This window comes from Ancylobacter mangrovi, from assembly GCF_024752355.1.
GTDB lineage: Bacteria > Pseudomonadota > Alphaproteobacteria > Rhizobiales > Xanthobacteraceae > Ancylobacter > Ancylobacter mangrovi.
This window is the reverse complement of the sequence record NZ_JANTHZ010000007.1, coordinates 234,620-247,915: the sequence shown is the minus strand read 5'-3', so window position 1 is coordinate 247,915 and position 13,296 is coordinate 234,620. Positions and strand designations below refer to the sequence as shown.

General features: G+C 70.0%; 11 protein-coding genes. 3 read left to right on the top strand and 8 right to left on the bottom strand.

What is annotated here, in order from left to right:
• Nucleotides 1-125 precede the first annotated feature (125 nt).
• Nucleotides 126-947 carry a cell envelope integrity EipB family protein gene (locus NVS89_RS16295; protein WP_258733817.1) on the top strand — a complete coding sequence of 274 codons (822 nt, stop codon included), beginning with the start codon at nucleotides 126-128 and terminating at the stop codon, nucleotides 945-947.
• Here the strand turns inward: NVS89_RS16295 and NVS89_RS16290 are convergent.
• Entirely contained in the window at nucleotides 901-2,283 is a 1,383-nt protein-coding gene (locus NVS89_RS16290) for a DNA polymerase IV (RefSeq protein WP_258733816.1), read from the bottom strand. The genes NVS89_RS16295 and NVS89_RS16290 overlap by 47 nt on opposite strands.
• A 42-nt stretch (nucleotides 2,284-2,325) precedes the next feature.
• Nucleotides 2,326-2,628, bottom strand: coding sequence for a DUF3572 domain-containing protein (locus tag NVS89_RS16285; RefSeq protein ID WP_258733815.1), 303 nt, complete (start codon nucleotides 2,626-2,628; stop codon nucleotides 2,326-2,328).
• A gap of 115 nt (nucleotides 2,629-2,743) precedes the next feature.
• Here NVS89_RS16285 and NVS89_RS16280 point away from each other — a divergent pair, with 115 nt between their 5' ends.
• Entirely contained in the window at nucleotides 2,744-3,112 is a 369-nt protein-coding gene (locus NVS89_RS16280) for a response regulator (protein WP_258733814.1), read from the top strand.
• 289 nt (nucleotides 3,113-3,401) lie between these two features.
• On the opposite strand, the gene rpmG is transcribed toward NVS89_RS16280, so the two are convergent.
• The 5 genes from rpmG to rnr form a co-directional block, all read right to left on the bottom strand.
• Nucleotides 3,402-3,569, bottom strand: coding sequence for a 50S ribosomal protein L33 (gene rpmG / locus NVS89_RS16275; RefSeq protein WP_013166321.1), 168 nt, complete (start codon nucleotides 3,567-3,569; stop codon nucleotides 3,402-3,404).
• Nucleotides 3,570-3,700: 131 nt separating this feature from the next.
• Nucleotides 3,701-4,870, bottom strand: coding sequence for an MFS transporter (locus NVS89_RS16270; RefSeq protein ID WP_258733813.1), 1,170 nt, complete (start codon nucleotides 4,868-4,870; stop codon nucleotides 3,701-3,703).
• Between the two features lie 136 nt (nucleotides 4,871-5,006).
• Nucleotides 5,007-5,747 carry an NUDIX hydrolase gene (locus NVS89_RS16265; RefSeq protein WP_258733812.1) on the bottom strand — a complete coding sequence of 247 codons (741 nt, stop codon included), beginning with the start codon at nucleotides 5,745-5,747 and terminating at the stop codon, nucleotides 5,007-5,009.
• Between the two features lie 23 nt (nucleotides 5,748-5,770).
• Nucleotides 5,771-6,229 (bottom strand): DUF983 domain-containing protein, encoded by a 459-nt coding sequence (locus tag NVS89_RS16260; protein ID WP_258733811.1) that lies wholly within the window; start codon nucleotides 6,227-6,229, stop codon nucleotides 5,771-5,773.
• A gap of 20 nt (nucleotides 6,230-6,249) precedes the next feature.
• Complete coding sequence (gene rnr / locus NVS89_RS16255) at nucleotides 6,250-8,574, bottom strand: ribonuclease R (RefSeq protein ID WP_374114585.1); 2,325 nt, start codon at nucleotides 8,572-8,574, stop codon at nucleotides 6,250-6,252.
• 175 nt (nucleotides 8,575-8,749) lie between these two features.
• Here rnr and NVS89_RS16250 point away from each other — a divergent pair, with 175 nt between their 5' ends.
• Nucleotides 8,750-10,234 (top strand): MDR family MFS transporter, encoded by a 1,485-nt coding sequence (locus NVS89_RS16250; protein WP_258733810.1) that lies wholly within the window; start codon nucleotides 8,750-8,752, stop codon nucleotides 10,232-10,234.
• Between the two features lie 78 nt (nucleotides 10,235-10,312).
• Here the strand turns inward: NVS89_RS16250 and topA are convergent, their stop codons facing one another.
• Nucleotides 10,313-13,003, bottom strand: coding sequence for a type I DNA topoisomerase (gene topA / locus NVS89_RS16245; protein WP_258733809.1), 2,691 nt, complete (start codon nucleotides 13,001-13,003; stop codon nucleotides 10,313-10,315).
• Nucleotides 13,004-13,296: the final 293 nt, after the last annotated feature.

Genomic DNA, 13,296 nt, shown 5'->3' with positions numbered 1-13,296 from the left:
CGGACCCTGGGTCGGAGGGCGTTAGCCTTGTTCGATATTGGCCCTTGCCCCGCTCGGGTAGCGATGTTTGGCTGATCGGAGGGCCGTGCGCAAGCTGCGCGCAGCATGCCAGAGGAGCCGTGCCTATGCCTGTCCGCGTGCCGTTCCGCGTCGCCCTCGCTTCGGCATTCCTCCTGTGCGCGGCGCTGCCGGCGGGGGCGGTCCAGCTCGCGCCGCACCGCGCGACCTACGCGCTTTCGCTCGACGGCAGCGAGCCCGCCAAGCGCGTCGACGCGGCCAAGGGGCAGATCGTCTACGAGCTGCGCGGCAATAGCTGTGCGGGCTATTCGGTGCAGCTTCGCCAGAACACGGACCTCGACACGCAGGGCGGCCGTCTGAGCAGCGCCATCTCGACCGCGACCTGGGAGGACGGCTCGGGCAGCGCCTACCGCTTCCGCGTCACCAACGCCGTCAATGGCGAGGTGCCGGAGGAGGCGGACGGCGTCGCCGAGCGCAAGGGCGGCAAGCTGGTGGTCAAGGCGACCGAGCCGGAAGAGGCGACGATCCAGATTCCCGGCAACGTGCTGCTGCCGACCCAGCACGTGATGGAGATCCTCTCCGCCGCGACGCGCGGCGACCCGATCCTGCAGGCCGCGGTCTATGACGGTTCGCCCGACGGGCGGAAGGTCTATGACACGCTGACCGTGATCGGGAAGGGCCTCACCGACGAGAGCGGGCTCGAGGCCGCCGCCAAGTCCGGCGAGCTGGCGGGGCGCACCCGCTACCCGGTGACGATCAGCTATTACGAGCACGGCGGCAAGAGCCAGACGCCGGACTACATCATCAGCTTCGACCTGTTCGACAACGGCGTCAGCCGCGCGCTGAAGCTGGACTATGGCGATTTCGCCCTGCGCGGCACGCTCACCTCCTACGAGGCGCTTCCGCGCGAGGAGTGCCCGAAGAACTGACCGCGTCCGGCCCGGCGGGCGGCGCGTCCGGCGAGGTCAGGTTGCGGTCCGGCTGCGGCGTCACGGTGCGGCGCGGGGCGTCGAGCATGATGCCGCGGTCGATGATCTCCTTGCCGAAGCGCGCGCGCAGGTCGTCCACCGCCCGCTCGGCGATGCCGCGCCGCGTGTTCACCGTGTCGACGAGGTCGGCCGGGTCGGCGAGCGCCGGGTCGGCGAGCTCGGACACCCCGACCCCGATCAGCCGGAAGCGCCGCCCGTCCGCCTCGCGCTGCAGCAGCGTGCGGGCGTGATCGAAGATGCGGTGCGCGAGCTGGGTCGGGTCCTCCAGCGAATGGGCGCGGGTGATCAGCCGGAAATCGGCGGTCTTGAGCTTGAGCGTCACCGTGCGCCCGGCATGGCCGCCGGCCTTGAGCCGGTCCGACAGCTTGCGGGTGAGCCGGTAGAGCTCCTGCTCGAGGGCGCGGAAATCGCTGATGTCGACGTCGAAGGTGGTCTCGGTGGAGACGCTCTTGGTCTCCCGCTCCGGGTTGACCGGGCGCTCGTCGATGCCGTTGGCGAGGCGGAACAGGCGCAGCCCCTCATTGCCGAGCCGGCGGGCCAGCGTCGCCTCGTCGGCCGCCTGCAGGTCGGCGATCAGGCGGTAGCCCTCGCGGGCGAGACGCTCCTGCGTCGCCTTGCCAACGCCCCAGATCGTGCCGACGCCGCGCGGGGCGAGGAAGGCGCGCGCCTCGCCCGCCCCGATGACGGCGAAGCCGCGCGGCTTGTCGAGGTCGGAGGCGATCTTGGCGAGGAACTTGTTGGGCGCCAGCCCGACCGAGAGGGTGACGCCGATCTCGGCCTCGACCTCGCGGGCGAGGCGGGCGAGCGCGCGGGCCGGGCTCTCGCCGTGCAGGAGCTGCGTGCCGGCGAGGTCGAGGAAGGCCTCGTCGATGGAGAGCGGCTCCACCAGCGGGGTGAGCCGCAGCATGCGCTCGCGGATCTGCCGGCCGACGGTGGCGTATTTCGCCATGTTCGGCTTCACCACCACCGCTTCCGGGCACAGGGCGAGCGCCTTGAACATCGGCATGGCCGAGCGCACGCCCTTCACCCGGGCGAGGTAGCAGGCGGTGGAGACGACGCCGCGCTTGCCGCCGCCGACGATCACCGGCACGTCGCGCAGCTTCGGGTCGTCGCGCTTCTCCACCGAGGCGTAGAAGGCGTCGCAGTCGATATGGGCGATGTGGAGCGTGTCGAGCTCGCCATGGCGGACGAGCCGCGGGCTGCCGCAGGCGAGGCAGCGCGGCTCCCCGCCCGCCTCGTGCAGGCAGTCCCGGCAGAAGGCGGGCAGGCGCGCCATCCTTGGTCTCCCGATCGCTCCCTCGTCCCCCGTGACGCGCCGTCAGTCCTCGCCGATATCGGCGTGGAACAGGATCTCGCGCGCCGCCACCACATGGCCGGGATCGATCTCGGCCGTCTGCGCATAGTCGAGCAGCAGGTCCTGATGGGCGATTAGGAAGTCGAGCAGCGCGACGTGGAAGGCGGGCGAGGCGGCCACCCCGCGCAGGTCGGCCGGCGAGAGGCCGCTCTCGGCGAGGAAGGGGCCGATCCGCTCCGGATCGCCGGCGAGGTAGGACAGGGCGCCCAGACTCACCTCGCGGGCGGCCTGGAGCGTCGACAGGGGCTTGGAAGAGCGACGTTGCATTTGCGGTTCCGTAAGGAATGGGCGGCTAGATTAACGCCATTGACGGGCCGACGCTGCTGGATTCCGGCCCGCGTGGACCGTCGGCGACCTCGCAGGATTCACGGATCGAGCCCCGATGCCCAAGACCGTTCTGATCGTTGAGGACAATGAGCTCAACATGAAGCTCTTCAACGATCTGCTGGAAGCCCACGGCTACGTCACCATCGGCACCCGCAACGGGCGGGACGTGATGGACCTCGCGCGCCACCACCGGCCCGACCTGATCCTGATGGACATCCAGCTTCCCGAAGTCTCCGGCCTCGACGTCACGCGCGCCCTCAAGGCCGACCCGGAACTCAAGGCGATTCCCGTCATCGCGGTCACCGCCTTCGCCATGAAGGGCGACGAGGAGCGGATTCGCGAGGGGGGCTGCGAGGCCTATCTCTCCAAGCCGATCTCGGTCGGCCGGTTCCTCGAGACCGTGCGCCAGTTCCTTCCCGACTGAAGCGCCTGCCGGGGCGATTCGCCCCCTGGCGGACAGTTGCTTTCCGCGCGGCTTGCGCTAGCCTGAGGCCGGTATCGAGCTGCCCTGCGGAGTGCTCGGGTCCGCCGCATCTCCTGGGTCCGTGGGGGTCAGTCGGCGGGTGGCGGCGCGGAAGGCCTCTTCGCGCCGCCACCTTCCGATCCATGCCTGATTCGCCGTCTCAGGCGTCGTCCGCAAATCCCTGTACCGGCAACAAAAAAGGCGCCTCGCGGCGCCTTCTGCGTGCTTGGCTCGAGCCCGAAGGCTCAGATCACTTGATCTTGCCTTCGCGGAACTCGACGTGCTTCTTCGCGACCGGATCGTACTTCTTCACGACCAGCTTGTCGGTCATGGTGCGCGAGTTCTTCTTGGTGACGTAGAAGAAGCCGGTGTCGGCGCTCGACACGAGCTTGATCTTGATGGTCGTTGCCTTGGCCATGACCGGATCTCCAGGAGCGTGGCAGTCGAACGTGGGACGGCCACGTCAAACAGATTGGGTTCGTGCGGCTGGTCCGCCGCTCGTTGCGCGTCCGTATCCGTGATCGGCGCGCGATTGTCAAGGAAGGCGCGTCAGCGATCGCGCCATATCTGCCCCGCGACCACCACCACATAGATGGCGAGGAACAGGGCGAGTGCCCAGGCGAAGCCGTCCGGGTCGAGCACCTGCATGCCCCCGCCCACCGCGGTCGGGCCGACGATCAGGCCGATCGAGTAGAGCATGACGAAGGCGGCGTTGGCGGTGGCGAGCGCCGCGCCTTCGAAGCGCGCGCCGAGCAGGGTGAGGCCCACCGTGTAGAGCCCGGCGCAGATTCCGGTGGTGACGAACACCACGGCCCACATCACCCAGCTATCGACGGCGAGATGGGGCAGGAGCAGCGCGCCGGCGAGCGCCAGCGTGCCGCATATGAGCAGCAGGCGGCGCCGGTCCACCCGGTCGCTGATCATGCCCAGCGGGAGCTGGAGCCCGACATTGCCGAGCTCGGCGACGGTGAGCAGGATCGCCGCGTCCGCCTCGCCGAGTCCCCGGCGCAGGCCGTAGAGCGGGAGAAAGTTCAGGAAGCCGGTCTCGACGGCGCCGAAGATGAAGGCGGCCAGCGTCGCGGCGGGCGCGATCCGCATCAGGCTGAACACGCCGCCCGAGCTCTCCTTGCGGATCACCGGCGCGCCGGAGGCACCGATCAGCACCGGCACGGCGGCGAGGGCGAAGAAGCCGGCGCCCCACAGATAGGGCGTCAGGCCGTCCGTGCCGACGAGGCTGAGGATCGCCGGCCCGCCGGCGAAGCCGAGCGAGAGCACGGTGCCGTAGATGCCGATGACGAACCCGCGCCGCCCGCTCGGCGCGGCCGCGTTGATCCAGAACTCGCTGACGACGAACAGCACGCACAGCGCGGCGCCGAACACGAAGCGCAGCGGAAACCACAGCACGAACGGCCCCGTCAGCTTGAAGGCGACGAGGCTGGCGGCGGCGGCGAGCAGCGCGGCCATCAGCAGCGGCCCGGCGCCGCAGCGGCGCACCAGGTCCGGCATGAAGGGCGCGATGAGGATCGTCGCGACGCCGCCGACCGCGGTGTTGATGCCGATCCAGGTGCTGGAGATGCCGCGCGCGTTCAGCTCGAAGGCGAGCAGCGGGATCGACAGCGCCAGCCCCAGCCCCACCACCGAGATCGCGGCGATCGCGGCGGCGATCGAGGCGACGTTGGCGCCGCGCGGCGCGGGGATGGAGGAGACGGGGGCGGACATGACGGCACCTGGAGCAGGGAGGACGCAGCCTCCGGGCCGTTGGCTCTACCCCATGGACGGCGAAAGTCGAATGACTTTTGGCAATGTGTTCATCACGCGGATCGGGGGGAGGCCGGGCGCTCGCCGGCCCGGCGCCTCAGGCCAGCGGCTCGCGATACATGCGCTTGCCGCGGGCGAAATAGAGCGGCACCGGCAGCCAGGGCTTGTTGCCGCCGGAAAGCCGGGTCTCGACCTCTTCCACGATGGCGCGGGTAATGTCGGGGATCTCGGCGCCCCGCGCCTCGTCCGGCGTCAGCCAGGCGGCCTCGACGAATTCGCGCTCCGGCCCGATGACGCCGTCGACGCGATGGCTCACATCGGCGAGGTCGGCGATGAAGAAGCGGGTGTCGAAGCGGCGGACCAGGCCGGGCGGGGTGATGGCGCGGGCGACGAAGGTCAGCGCCTCGAGATTGGGGAACAGCCCGGCGGCGCCGAAATCCTGCCAGCCGTCGGGCATCCGCTCCGGCGTGCCGGCCTCGCGCGTGCCGAGTGCAAGCCCGGTCTCCTCGAACGCCTCGCGGATGGCGGCGAGCGCCAGCCCTCGCGAGCGCGCCGCGCTCGGGCGCACCACCCGGGCGGCGAGGCGGCGCTCGCTCTCGGCGTCGAGCATGCCGTAGACCGGCATGTGCCGGTCCTTCGGCTCCAGCCGTCCGCCGGGAAAGACCAGCTTTCCGGGCATGAAGCGCATCGCCGGGTTGCGCCGGCCGAACAGCAGGCGCGGCGTGCGCTTCGAGCGGTCGACGAGAATGAGAACCGCTGCGTCGGCGGGGCGGATGGTCGGATGGCGGGGTCCGCGCGCCGCAACATTGAAGCGCGAGGTGACGTCGACAGGGCTCATGGCGGGGAGGCGTTCCGGAAGGTTCAGGATCCGAGGCTGGCGGGCTTGCCCATCGCCGCCTGGGCGCGGTGGCTGGGCGGGAGCGGGTCGTGCTCGGGATCGGAGGGGTCGAAGCCGTGCATGTGGAGCGCCCATTGATAGCCGATCAGCGCGCCCTTGACTGCCGGCAGCAGCGCCAGCGACAGGATGAGCGTCAGCGGCAGCCACAGCACCATGTGGATCCAGATCGCCGGATGCAGCGCCATTTCCACCGCCAGCAGCAGCGGCACGACGATATGGCCGACGATGGTGATGACCATGTAGGGCGGGGCGTCGTCGGCGCGGTGGTGCCACAGCGCCTCGCCGCAGGCGGGGCAGCGCTCGTTCACCTTGAGATAGGCGTGGAACAGCTTGCCCTCGCCACAGGCCGGGCAGCGCATGTGCAGCCCGCGGCTGAGGGCGGTGCCGACCGGGCGGTAGGGATATTGCGGCCGTGCCTTCATCTGCGTCGCGCCTCCGGGCGCTATCTGCGTTTGCCGCGCAGCGCCGCGCGGCGCGGGCGCTCCTCGGGGCGGCGGAAGCGGGACCGGCCCGCCCCGCGCGCGCCTTTCCGGGCGCCCGTGACCTGTTGTCCTTCCGATATAAGCTCGAATCGCAGCGCGCCAGCTACCGGCGCGGCCTCGACCAGCTTCACTTCGACGCGGTCGCCGAGCCGGTGCATCTCGCCGCTGTGCTCGCCGATCAGCGCGTGGCGCGATTCGTCGTAGCGGTAATAGTCGAGCCCCAGCGTGGCGGCGGGGATGAACCCGTCCGCGCCGGTATCGTCCAGCGTGACGAACAGCCCGGCGCGGGTGACGCCGGCGATGCGTCCCTTGAACTGGGCGCCCATCTGCTCGGCCATGTGGTGGGCGATCAGCCGGTCGATGGTCTCGCGCTCGGCCGCCATGGCGCGCCGCTCGCTGGCGGAGATGCGGGCGGCGATCTCGGCGAGCTGCTCGGGCGTCATCGTCTCCGGCAGGCCGTCGCGCCCGAGGCCGAGCGCGCGGATCAGCGCCCGGTGCACTATGAGGTCGGCATAGCGCCGGATCGGCGAGGTGAAATGCGCGTAGCGGCGCAGATGCAGGCCGAAATGGCCGTAATTCTCGAACGCGTATTCCGCCTGCGCCTGGCTGCGCAGGATCACCTGGTTCACCAGCGGTGCCAGCTCCGAGCCGTCGACCCGGGCGAGGATGTCGTTGAACTGCGCCGGGCGCACCGTCTCGGTCTTGGGCAGCTTGATGTCGAGCGTCTGCAGGAATTCGCGCAGGCCCGACATCTTCTCCAGCGAGGGCTGGTCGTGCACGCGGTAGACCAGCGGCGTGTGCTTCTCCTCCAGCGTCTCGGCCGCCGCGACATTGGCGAGGATCATGAACTCTTCGATCAGCTTGTGCGCGTCGAGCCGCTCGGGGACGACGACCTTGTCGACCGTGCCGTCGGGCTTCAGCAGGATCTTGCGCTCGGGCAGGTCGAGCTCGAGCGGAGAGCGGGCGTCGCGCGCCTTCTTCACCGCCGCATAGGCGGCCCAGAGCGGGCGCAGCACCTCGTCCAGCAGCGGGCCGGTGGTGTCGTCGGGCCGCCCGTCGATCGCGGCCTGCGCCTGGATGTAGGAGAGCCGGGCGGCCGAGCGCATCATCACCCGGTGGAAGCTGTGGCGCTTCTTGCGGCCATTGGCGCCGACCACCATGCGCACCGCCATCGCCGGGCGATCCTCCAGCGGGCGCAGCGAGCACAGATCGTTGGAGATGCGCTCGGGCAGCATCGGCACCACCCGGTCGGGGAAATAGACCGAGTTGCCGCGCGCCAGCGCCTCGCGGTCGAGCGCCGAGCCGGGGCGCACATAGGCGGCGACGTCGGCGATGGCAACGGTGAGGATGAAGCCGCCCTCATTGTCGGGATCGAGATCGGCCACCGCATGGACCGCGTCGTCATGGTCCTTGGCGTCGGGCGGGTCGATGGTGACGAGAGGCAGGTCTCGCCAGTCCTCGCGCCCGGCCAGAGACGCGGGCTTGGCCGCCTCGGCCTCGGCCAGTGCCTCGCGCCGGAACACGCTCGGAATGCCGTGGGCGTGGATGGCGATGAGGCTGATCGCCTTCTCGGTGGAAATCGAGCCGAGCCGCTCCTTTACCTTCGCAGTCGGCAGGCCGTAGGCGTGGTGGCGCACGACCTCGACCGAGACGAGGTCGCCCTCCTGCGCGTCGGCGGCGAAGTCGGGCGGGATGACGAGCTCGCGGCCCATGTGCCGCTTGTCGACCGGCACGAGGCGCCCGCCGCCCTGTGCGTCGCGGCGGAAGATGCCGAGGGTGAGGGCGCGCGCCTTCTCGATGATCTTGAGCACGCGCCCGGTGTGGCGCACCCGCCCGTCGGCCTCGGGGATCTCGTCGGTCTTCAACAATACGCGATCACCGATCGCCGGGGCCGGGCCGGCCATGCGCCCGCGGCGGGCGAGGCGGACCAGGATGTGGGGCGCCTCGCCGTGCTCCTCCTCGTCCCAGTCGATCAGCTTGGCGATCAGCTCGCCGTCCTCGTCGCGCTCCACCACCTCGCTCATGACCACGGCGGGCAGCGCGCCCGGCACGTGGAGCTTGTGGCGCTTGCGCCCGATCAGCCCCTCGTCCGCGAGCTCGCGCAGCATGGCCTTGAGCACGATCCGGTCGCTGCCGTCGAGGCCGAAGGCGCGCGAAATCTCACGCTTGCCGACGTCGCCGCCATGGGAGGCGATGAAGGTGGTGAGCTCCTCGCGGGTAGGCAGGCCCTTCGGCCGGCGAGGGACGGCTTCCTTGCGGGGTTTCGGTCTGGCGGGTTTGCGCACGAGTCACTGTCCGAGAATGTCAGGAAGACGCTAGCGGTATCGGGCGCTCACGTCGACGGGCGGGCCGGCGCACCGGCGGCAGGGGCGCCTCCTTTGCCCTTGCATTCAGGCGATCATAGGAAGATTTTGCGCCGTCCCGGGGGGCGGGACCAGCCGCTGCTTGAAAGATTCGTTAATGGATGCCTGTACCACGGAGGCGCAGCCCGCCCCGCTCGACCATGCCGCGATAAGAACCATCATTGTCGGCGTGATGCTCGCCATGCTGCTCGCCGCGCTGGACCAGACCATCATCGGCACCGCCCTCCCGACCATCGGCGCCGAGTTCGGGGATCTCGAGAACCTCTCCTGGATCGTCACCGCTTACCTGCTGACCGGCACCGCCGTCACCCCGATGGTCGGCAAGCTCGCCGACATCCACGGCCCGCGCCCGGTGCTGAACGGCTGCATCGCGCTGTTCCTCGTCGGCTCGATCGCGTGCGCGCTGGCGCCCTCCATGCTGTGGCTGATCGGCGGGCGCGCCGTGCAGGGGCTCGGCGGCGGCGGCCTGATCGCGCTGGCGCAGACCATCATCGGCCTGCTGGTGCCGCCGCGCGAGCGCGGGCGCTACCAGGTCTATTTCGCCGCCGTCTTCATCACCTCCTCGATCGCGGGGCCGATCCTCGGCGGCTTCTTCGCCCAGCACCTGCACTGGTCGCTGATCTTCTGGATAAACGTGCCGCTCGGCATCGCCGCCGCGGCCATGAGCGACCGCACGCTGCGCCGCCTGCCGGCTCATCACCATCCGCGCCGGCTCGACGTGATCGGGGCGCTCTTGATGTGCGCCGCCACGGTGGCGCTGCTGCTGGCGCTGAGCTGGGGCGGAACGCGCTTCGCCTGGACCTCGCCGCAGATCCTCGGGCTCGCCGCGATCTCGGCCGTCATCTGGCTCGGCTTCGCGGTGCGGGTGGCGACGGCGCTGGAGCCGCTGCTGCCGATCGCGGTGCTCTCCAACCAGGTGGTGCGCACCGGCGTGCCCTCGGCCGCCTTCGCGATGGGCACGATGGTCGGGCTCTCGATCCAGATGCCGCTCTATCTGGAGGGCGTGGTCAGGCTCAGCGCCAGCCAGTCGGGCCTCGCGCTGATCCCGCTGATGGCGGGCGTCGTGGTCGGCGCCACCGGCGCCTCGCAGGTGATGAGCCGCGTCACCCATTACAAGCGGCTGCCGGTGCTCGGCCTCGTGGGCGGCATTCTCGCCCTGCTGGTGCTGGCCTATGAGCCCGTCAACCCGCCGCTGTGGCTCTATCTGGTGGCGATGGGCGTGACGGGCATCGGGCTCGGCACGGTGCTGCCGGTCTCGACCGTGGCGATCCAGAACGCCGTCCCGCTGCCGCAGATGGGCACCGCGACCGGGCTGGCGAACTTCTTCCGTTCGCTTGGCAGCGCCATCCTGACCGCCGGCTTCGGCGCCGTCGTCATCAGCATGTCGGGGCTGGAGGGAAGCGGCTCGATGGAGACCCTGCTCGGCGGCGGGCAGGCCGGGAGCGAGGCACTCGCGCTCGCCTTCCGCTGGGTGTTCCTGATGGCCGCGGCCGCGCTCACCCTGTCGCTGATCGCGATGATCGCGATGCAGGAGCGCCCGCTCAGGGGCCACGCCTCGCCGGCCGCCGCGCTGCCGGAATAGGGCCGGGCGGCGCGCCGCCCGCTTCCTCATCTCTTTCCCGGAGATCGTCGCCCGGCCGCCCGGCGGGACGACTTCGCCTCAGCCGCCGGTGGCGGAGCGGCTCTTGGCAGAAGACGACTTGGCCGACGAGGCCTTGGCGGCCGGTTTCTTGGCGGCGGACTTGCGCGCCGCCGGCTTCTTCGCGGGCGCGTCGGCGTCCTTGCTGGCGGTCTTGGCCGCGCCGCGGCGGGCGGGCTTGGCGGGCGCCGAGCCGGCCTTGGCGGTGATCAGCTCGACAGCCTGCTCCAGCGTGATTTCGTCCGGCGACATGGTCTTGGGCAGGGTCGCGTTGACCTTGCCGTGATTGACATAGGCGCCGAAGCGGCCCGGGCGCACCGTCACCGACCCGCCGAGGCTGGGATGCTCGCCGAGCTCGCGCCCGCCGGCCGCGCGTCCGCGTCCCGGCCCCTTGTTCTGCTTGTCGGCGATCAGCGTCACCGCCCGGTTGAGACCGATGGCGAGGATGTCGTCGCCGGCCTCGATATTGGCGTAGGTCTTCCCCGTCTGCACATAGGGCCCGAAGCGGCCGATACCCGCGAGGATCGGCTCCCCGGTCTCCGGGTGGCGGCCGATCTCGCGCGGCAGCGAAAGCAGGCCGAGCGCGGTGTCGAGATCGACATCGGCGGGGGCGAGCCCCTTGGGCAGGCTGGAGCGCTTGGGCTTCTCGCCCTCGGCGGCCTCGCCGAGCTGGAGATAGGCGCCGAAGCGCCCGTCGCGCACGGTGACTTCCAGACCCGTCTCCGGATCGGTGCCGAGCACGCGCGGGCCGGTCTCGACCGCCTCGCCATTTTCGCCGGACTGCACCGCGAGCGGGCGGGTGTACTTGCACTCGGGATAGTTCGAGCAGCCGATGAAGGCGCCGAACTTGCCGACCTTCAGCGACAGCCGGCCGGTGCCGCAATTGGGGCACAGGCGCGGGTCGGAGCCGTCTTCCTTGGGCGGGAAGATGTGGGCGGTGAGCATCTCGTCGAGCGCGGCGATGACTTCCGAGACGCGCAGGTCCTTGGTCTCGCCGACGGCCGCGGTGAAATCGAGCCAGAAGTCGCGCAGCACGTCCTTCCATGCGAGCTCGCCGGCCGAGATCTTGTCGAGCTTCTCCTCCAGATCGGCGGTGAAGTCGTACTCGACATAGCGGTCGAAGAAGCTCTCCAGGAAGGCGGTGACGAGCCGCCCCTTGTCCTCGGGCACCAGCCGGCGCTTTTCGAGGCGCACATATTCGCGGTCGCGCAGCACGGCGAGCACCGAGGCGTAGGTGGAGGGGCGCCCGATGCCGAGCTCCTCCATGCGCTTGACCAGCGAGGCTTCCGAATAGCGCGGCGGCGGCTCGGTGAAGTGCTGGTCGGCCTTGATGCCCTTGTTGGCGAGGCCCTCGCCGGCGGACATGGCGGGCAGGCGGCGGTTCTCCTCGTCCTCGCCGTCCGCCGGTGCGTCGTCCCGGTCCTCGCGATAGAGGGTGAGGAAGCCGTCGAACTTCACCACCGAGCCGGTGGCGCGCAGCTCCAGCGCCCGGCCGGCGGCGACCGCGTCGATGTCGACCGTGGTGCGCTCCAGCTCGGCCGATTCCATCTGGCTGGCGATGGTGCGCAGCCAGATCAGCTCGTAGAGCCGGGCCTGGTCGGATTCGAGGTAGCGCGTGACGTCCTTCGGGCGGCGCGCCAGGTCGGTGGGACGCACCGCCTCATGGGCTTCCTGCGCGTTCTTCGCCTTGGCGGTGTAGCGGCGCGGGGCGGAGGGCACGTAGCGCTCGCCATAGTCGCGCCCGATCACCGAGCGCGCCGAGGCGATCGCCTCCGGCGCCATGTCGACGCCGTCGGTACGCATATAGGTGATGAGGCCGACCGTTTCGCCGCCGATGTCCACGCCCTCGTAGAGGCGCTGGGCGATCCGCATCGTGCTCGCCGGCGCGAGGCCGAGCTTGCGGCTCGCCTCCTGCTGCAGCGTCGAGGTGGTGAAGGGCGGGTAGGGGTGGCGCCGCGCGGGCTTGGCCTCGACCGAGCGCACCGTGTAGTTCGCGCTCTCCAGCGCCTGGCGGAAGGCGGCTGCCTCCTCCGAGGTGCCGACATCGAGCCGGCCGATCTTCTTGCCGTCGGCGCCGACCAGCCGGGCCTCGAACTCGTCGCGGCGCGGGGTGGCGAGCCGGGCGGCGATCGACCAGTACTCGCGGGTGACGAAGGTCTCGATCTCGCGCTCGCGGTCGCAGACGAGGCGCAGCGCGACCGACTGCACGCGTCCCGCCGAGCGGGCGCCGGGCAGCTTGCGCCACAGCACCGGGGAGAGCGTGAAGCCGACCAGATAGTCGAGCGCGCGGCGGGCGAGATAGGCATCCACCAGCGCCTCATCGATCATGCGCGGGTTCTTCATCGCCTCAAGCACAGCCTGCTTGGTGATGGCGTTGAAGACGACCCGCGAGATCGGCTTGTCCTTGAGCGCGCGCTTCTCCTTCAGCACCTCGAGCACGTGCCAGGAGATGGCCTCGCCCTCGCGATCCGGGTCGGTGGCGAGGATCAGCGCGTCGGCGTCACGCACCGCGCGGGCGATGTCCGACAGCCGCTTCTGGGATTTGGGGTCGACGTTCCACAACATGTGGAAATCGTGCTCGGGATCGACCGAGCCGTCCTTGGCCGGGAGATCGCGCACATGTCCATACGAGGCGAAGACCTCGTAGCCTGGACCCAGATATTTGTTGATCGTCTTCGCCTTTGCCGGCGATTCGACGATGACGACCTGCATGAGCCAGCTGTGTCCGTTGGTATATCAAGCCTTGAAAGAGGCCGGGAAAATGGGGTAGCCGCCACCGGCTGTCAAATGGCAACCGTTCCACAAGCACGAGGAGTGCCAGCGTGGCGCATCCATGCAACGTCTCGGGCCGCACCGGGGGAGCCGTCCGGCCGCATACCACCCATGCACGAGGTTGCGGCAGGGCGCATTACAATTTTTGATAGTGTCTATAGGAAACAGTGCAGCCATGGGTAGCAATACCGGGAAACGGAATGTTACCCTTCAGTTATCCAGAATTCAGCCCT

Excerpts from the sequence above, each read along its gene's own strand:
- NVS89_RS16295 (WP_258733817.1), top strand. The coding sequence starts at position 126 with ATGCCTGTCCGCGTGCCGTTCCGCGTCGCCCTCGCTTCGGCATTCCTC.
- NVS89_RS16290 (WP_258733816.1), bottom strand. The coding sequence starts at position 2,283 with ATGGCGCGCCTGCCCGCCTTCTGCCGGGACTGCCTGCACGAGGCGGGC.
- NVS89_RS16285 (WP_258733815.1), bottom strand. The coding sequence starts at position 2,628 with ATGCAACGTCGCTCTTCCAAGCCCCTGTCGACGCTCCAGGCCGCCCGC.
- NVS89_RS16280 (WP_258733814.1), top strand. The coding sequence starts at position 2,744 with ATGCCCAAGACCGTTCTGATCGTTGAGGACAATGAGCTCAACATGAAG.
- rpmG (WP_013166321.1), bottom strand. The coding sequence starts at position 3,569 with ATGGCCAAGGCAACGACCATCAAGATCAAGCTCGTGTCGAGCGCCGAC.
- NVS89_RS16270 (WP_258733813.1), bottom strand. The coding sequence starts at position 4,870 with ATGTCCGCCCCCGTCTCCTCCATCCCCGCGCCGCGCGGCGCCAACGTC.
- NVS89_RS16265 (WP_258733812.1), bottom strand. The coding sequence starts at position 5,747 with ATGAGCCCTGTCGACGTCACCTCGCGCTTCAATGTTGCGGCGCGCGGA.
- NVS89_RS16260 (WP_258733811.1), bottom strand. The coding sequence starts at position 6,229 with ATGAAGGCACGGCCGCAATATCCCTACCGCCCGGTCGGCACCGCCCTC.
- NVS89_RS16250 (WP_258733810.1), top strand. The coding sequence starts at position 8,750 with ATGGATGCCTGTACCACGGAGGCGCAGCCCGCCCCGCTCGACCATGCC.
- topA (WP_258733809.1), bottom strand. The coding sequence starts at position 13,003 with ATGCAGGTCGTCATCGTCGAATCGCCGGCAAAGGCGAAGACGATCAAC.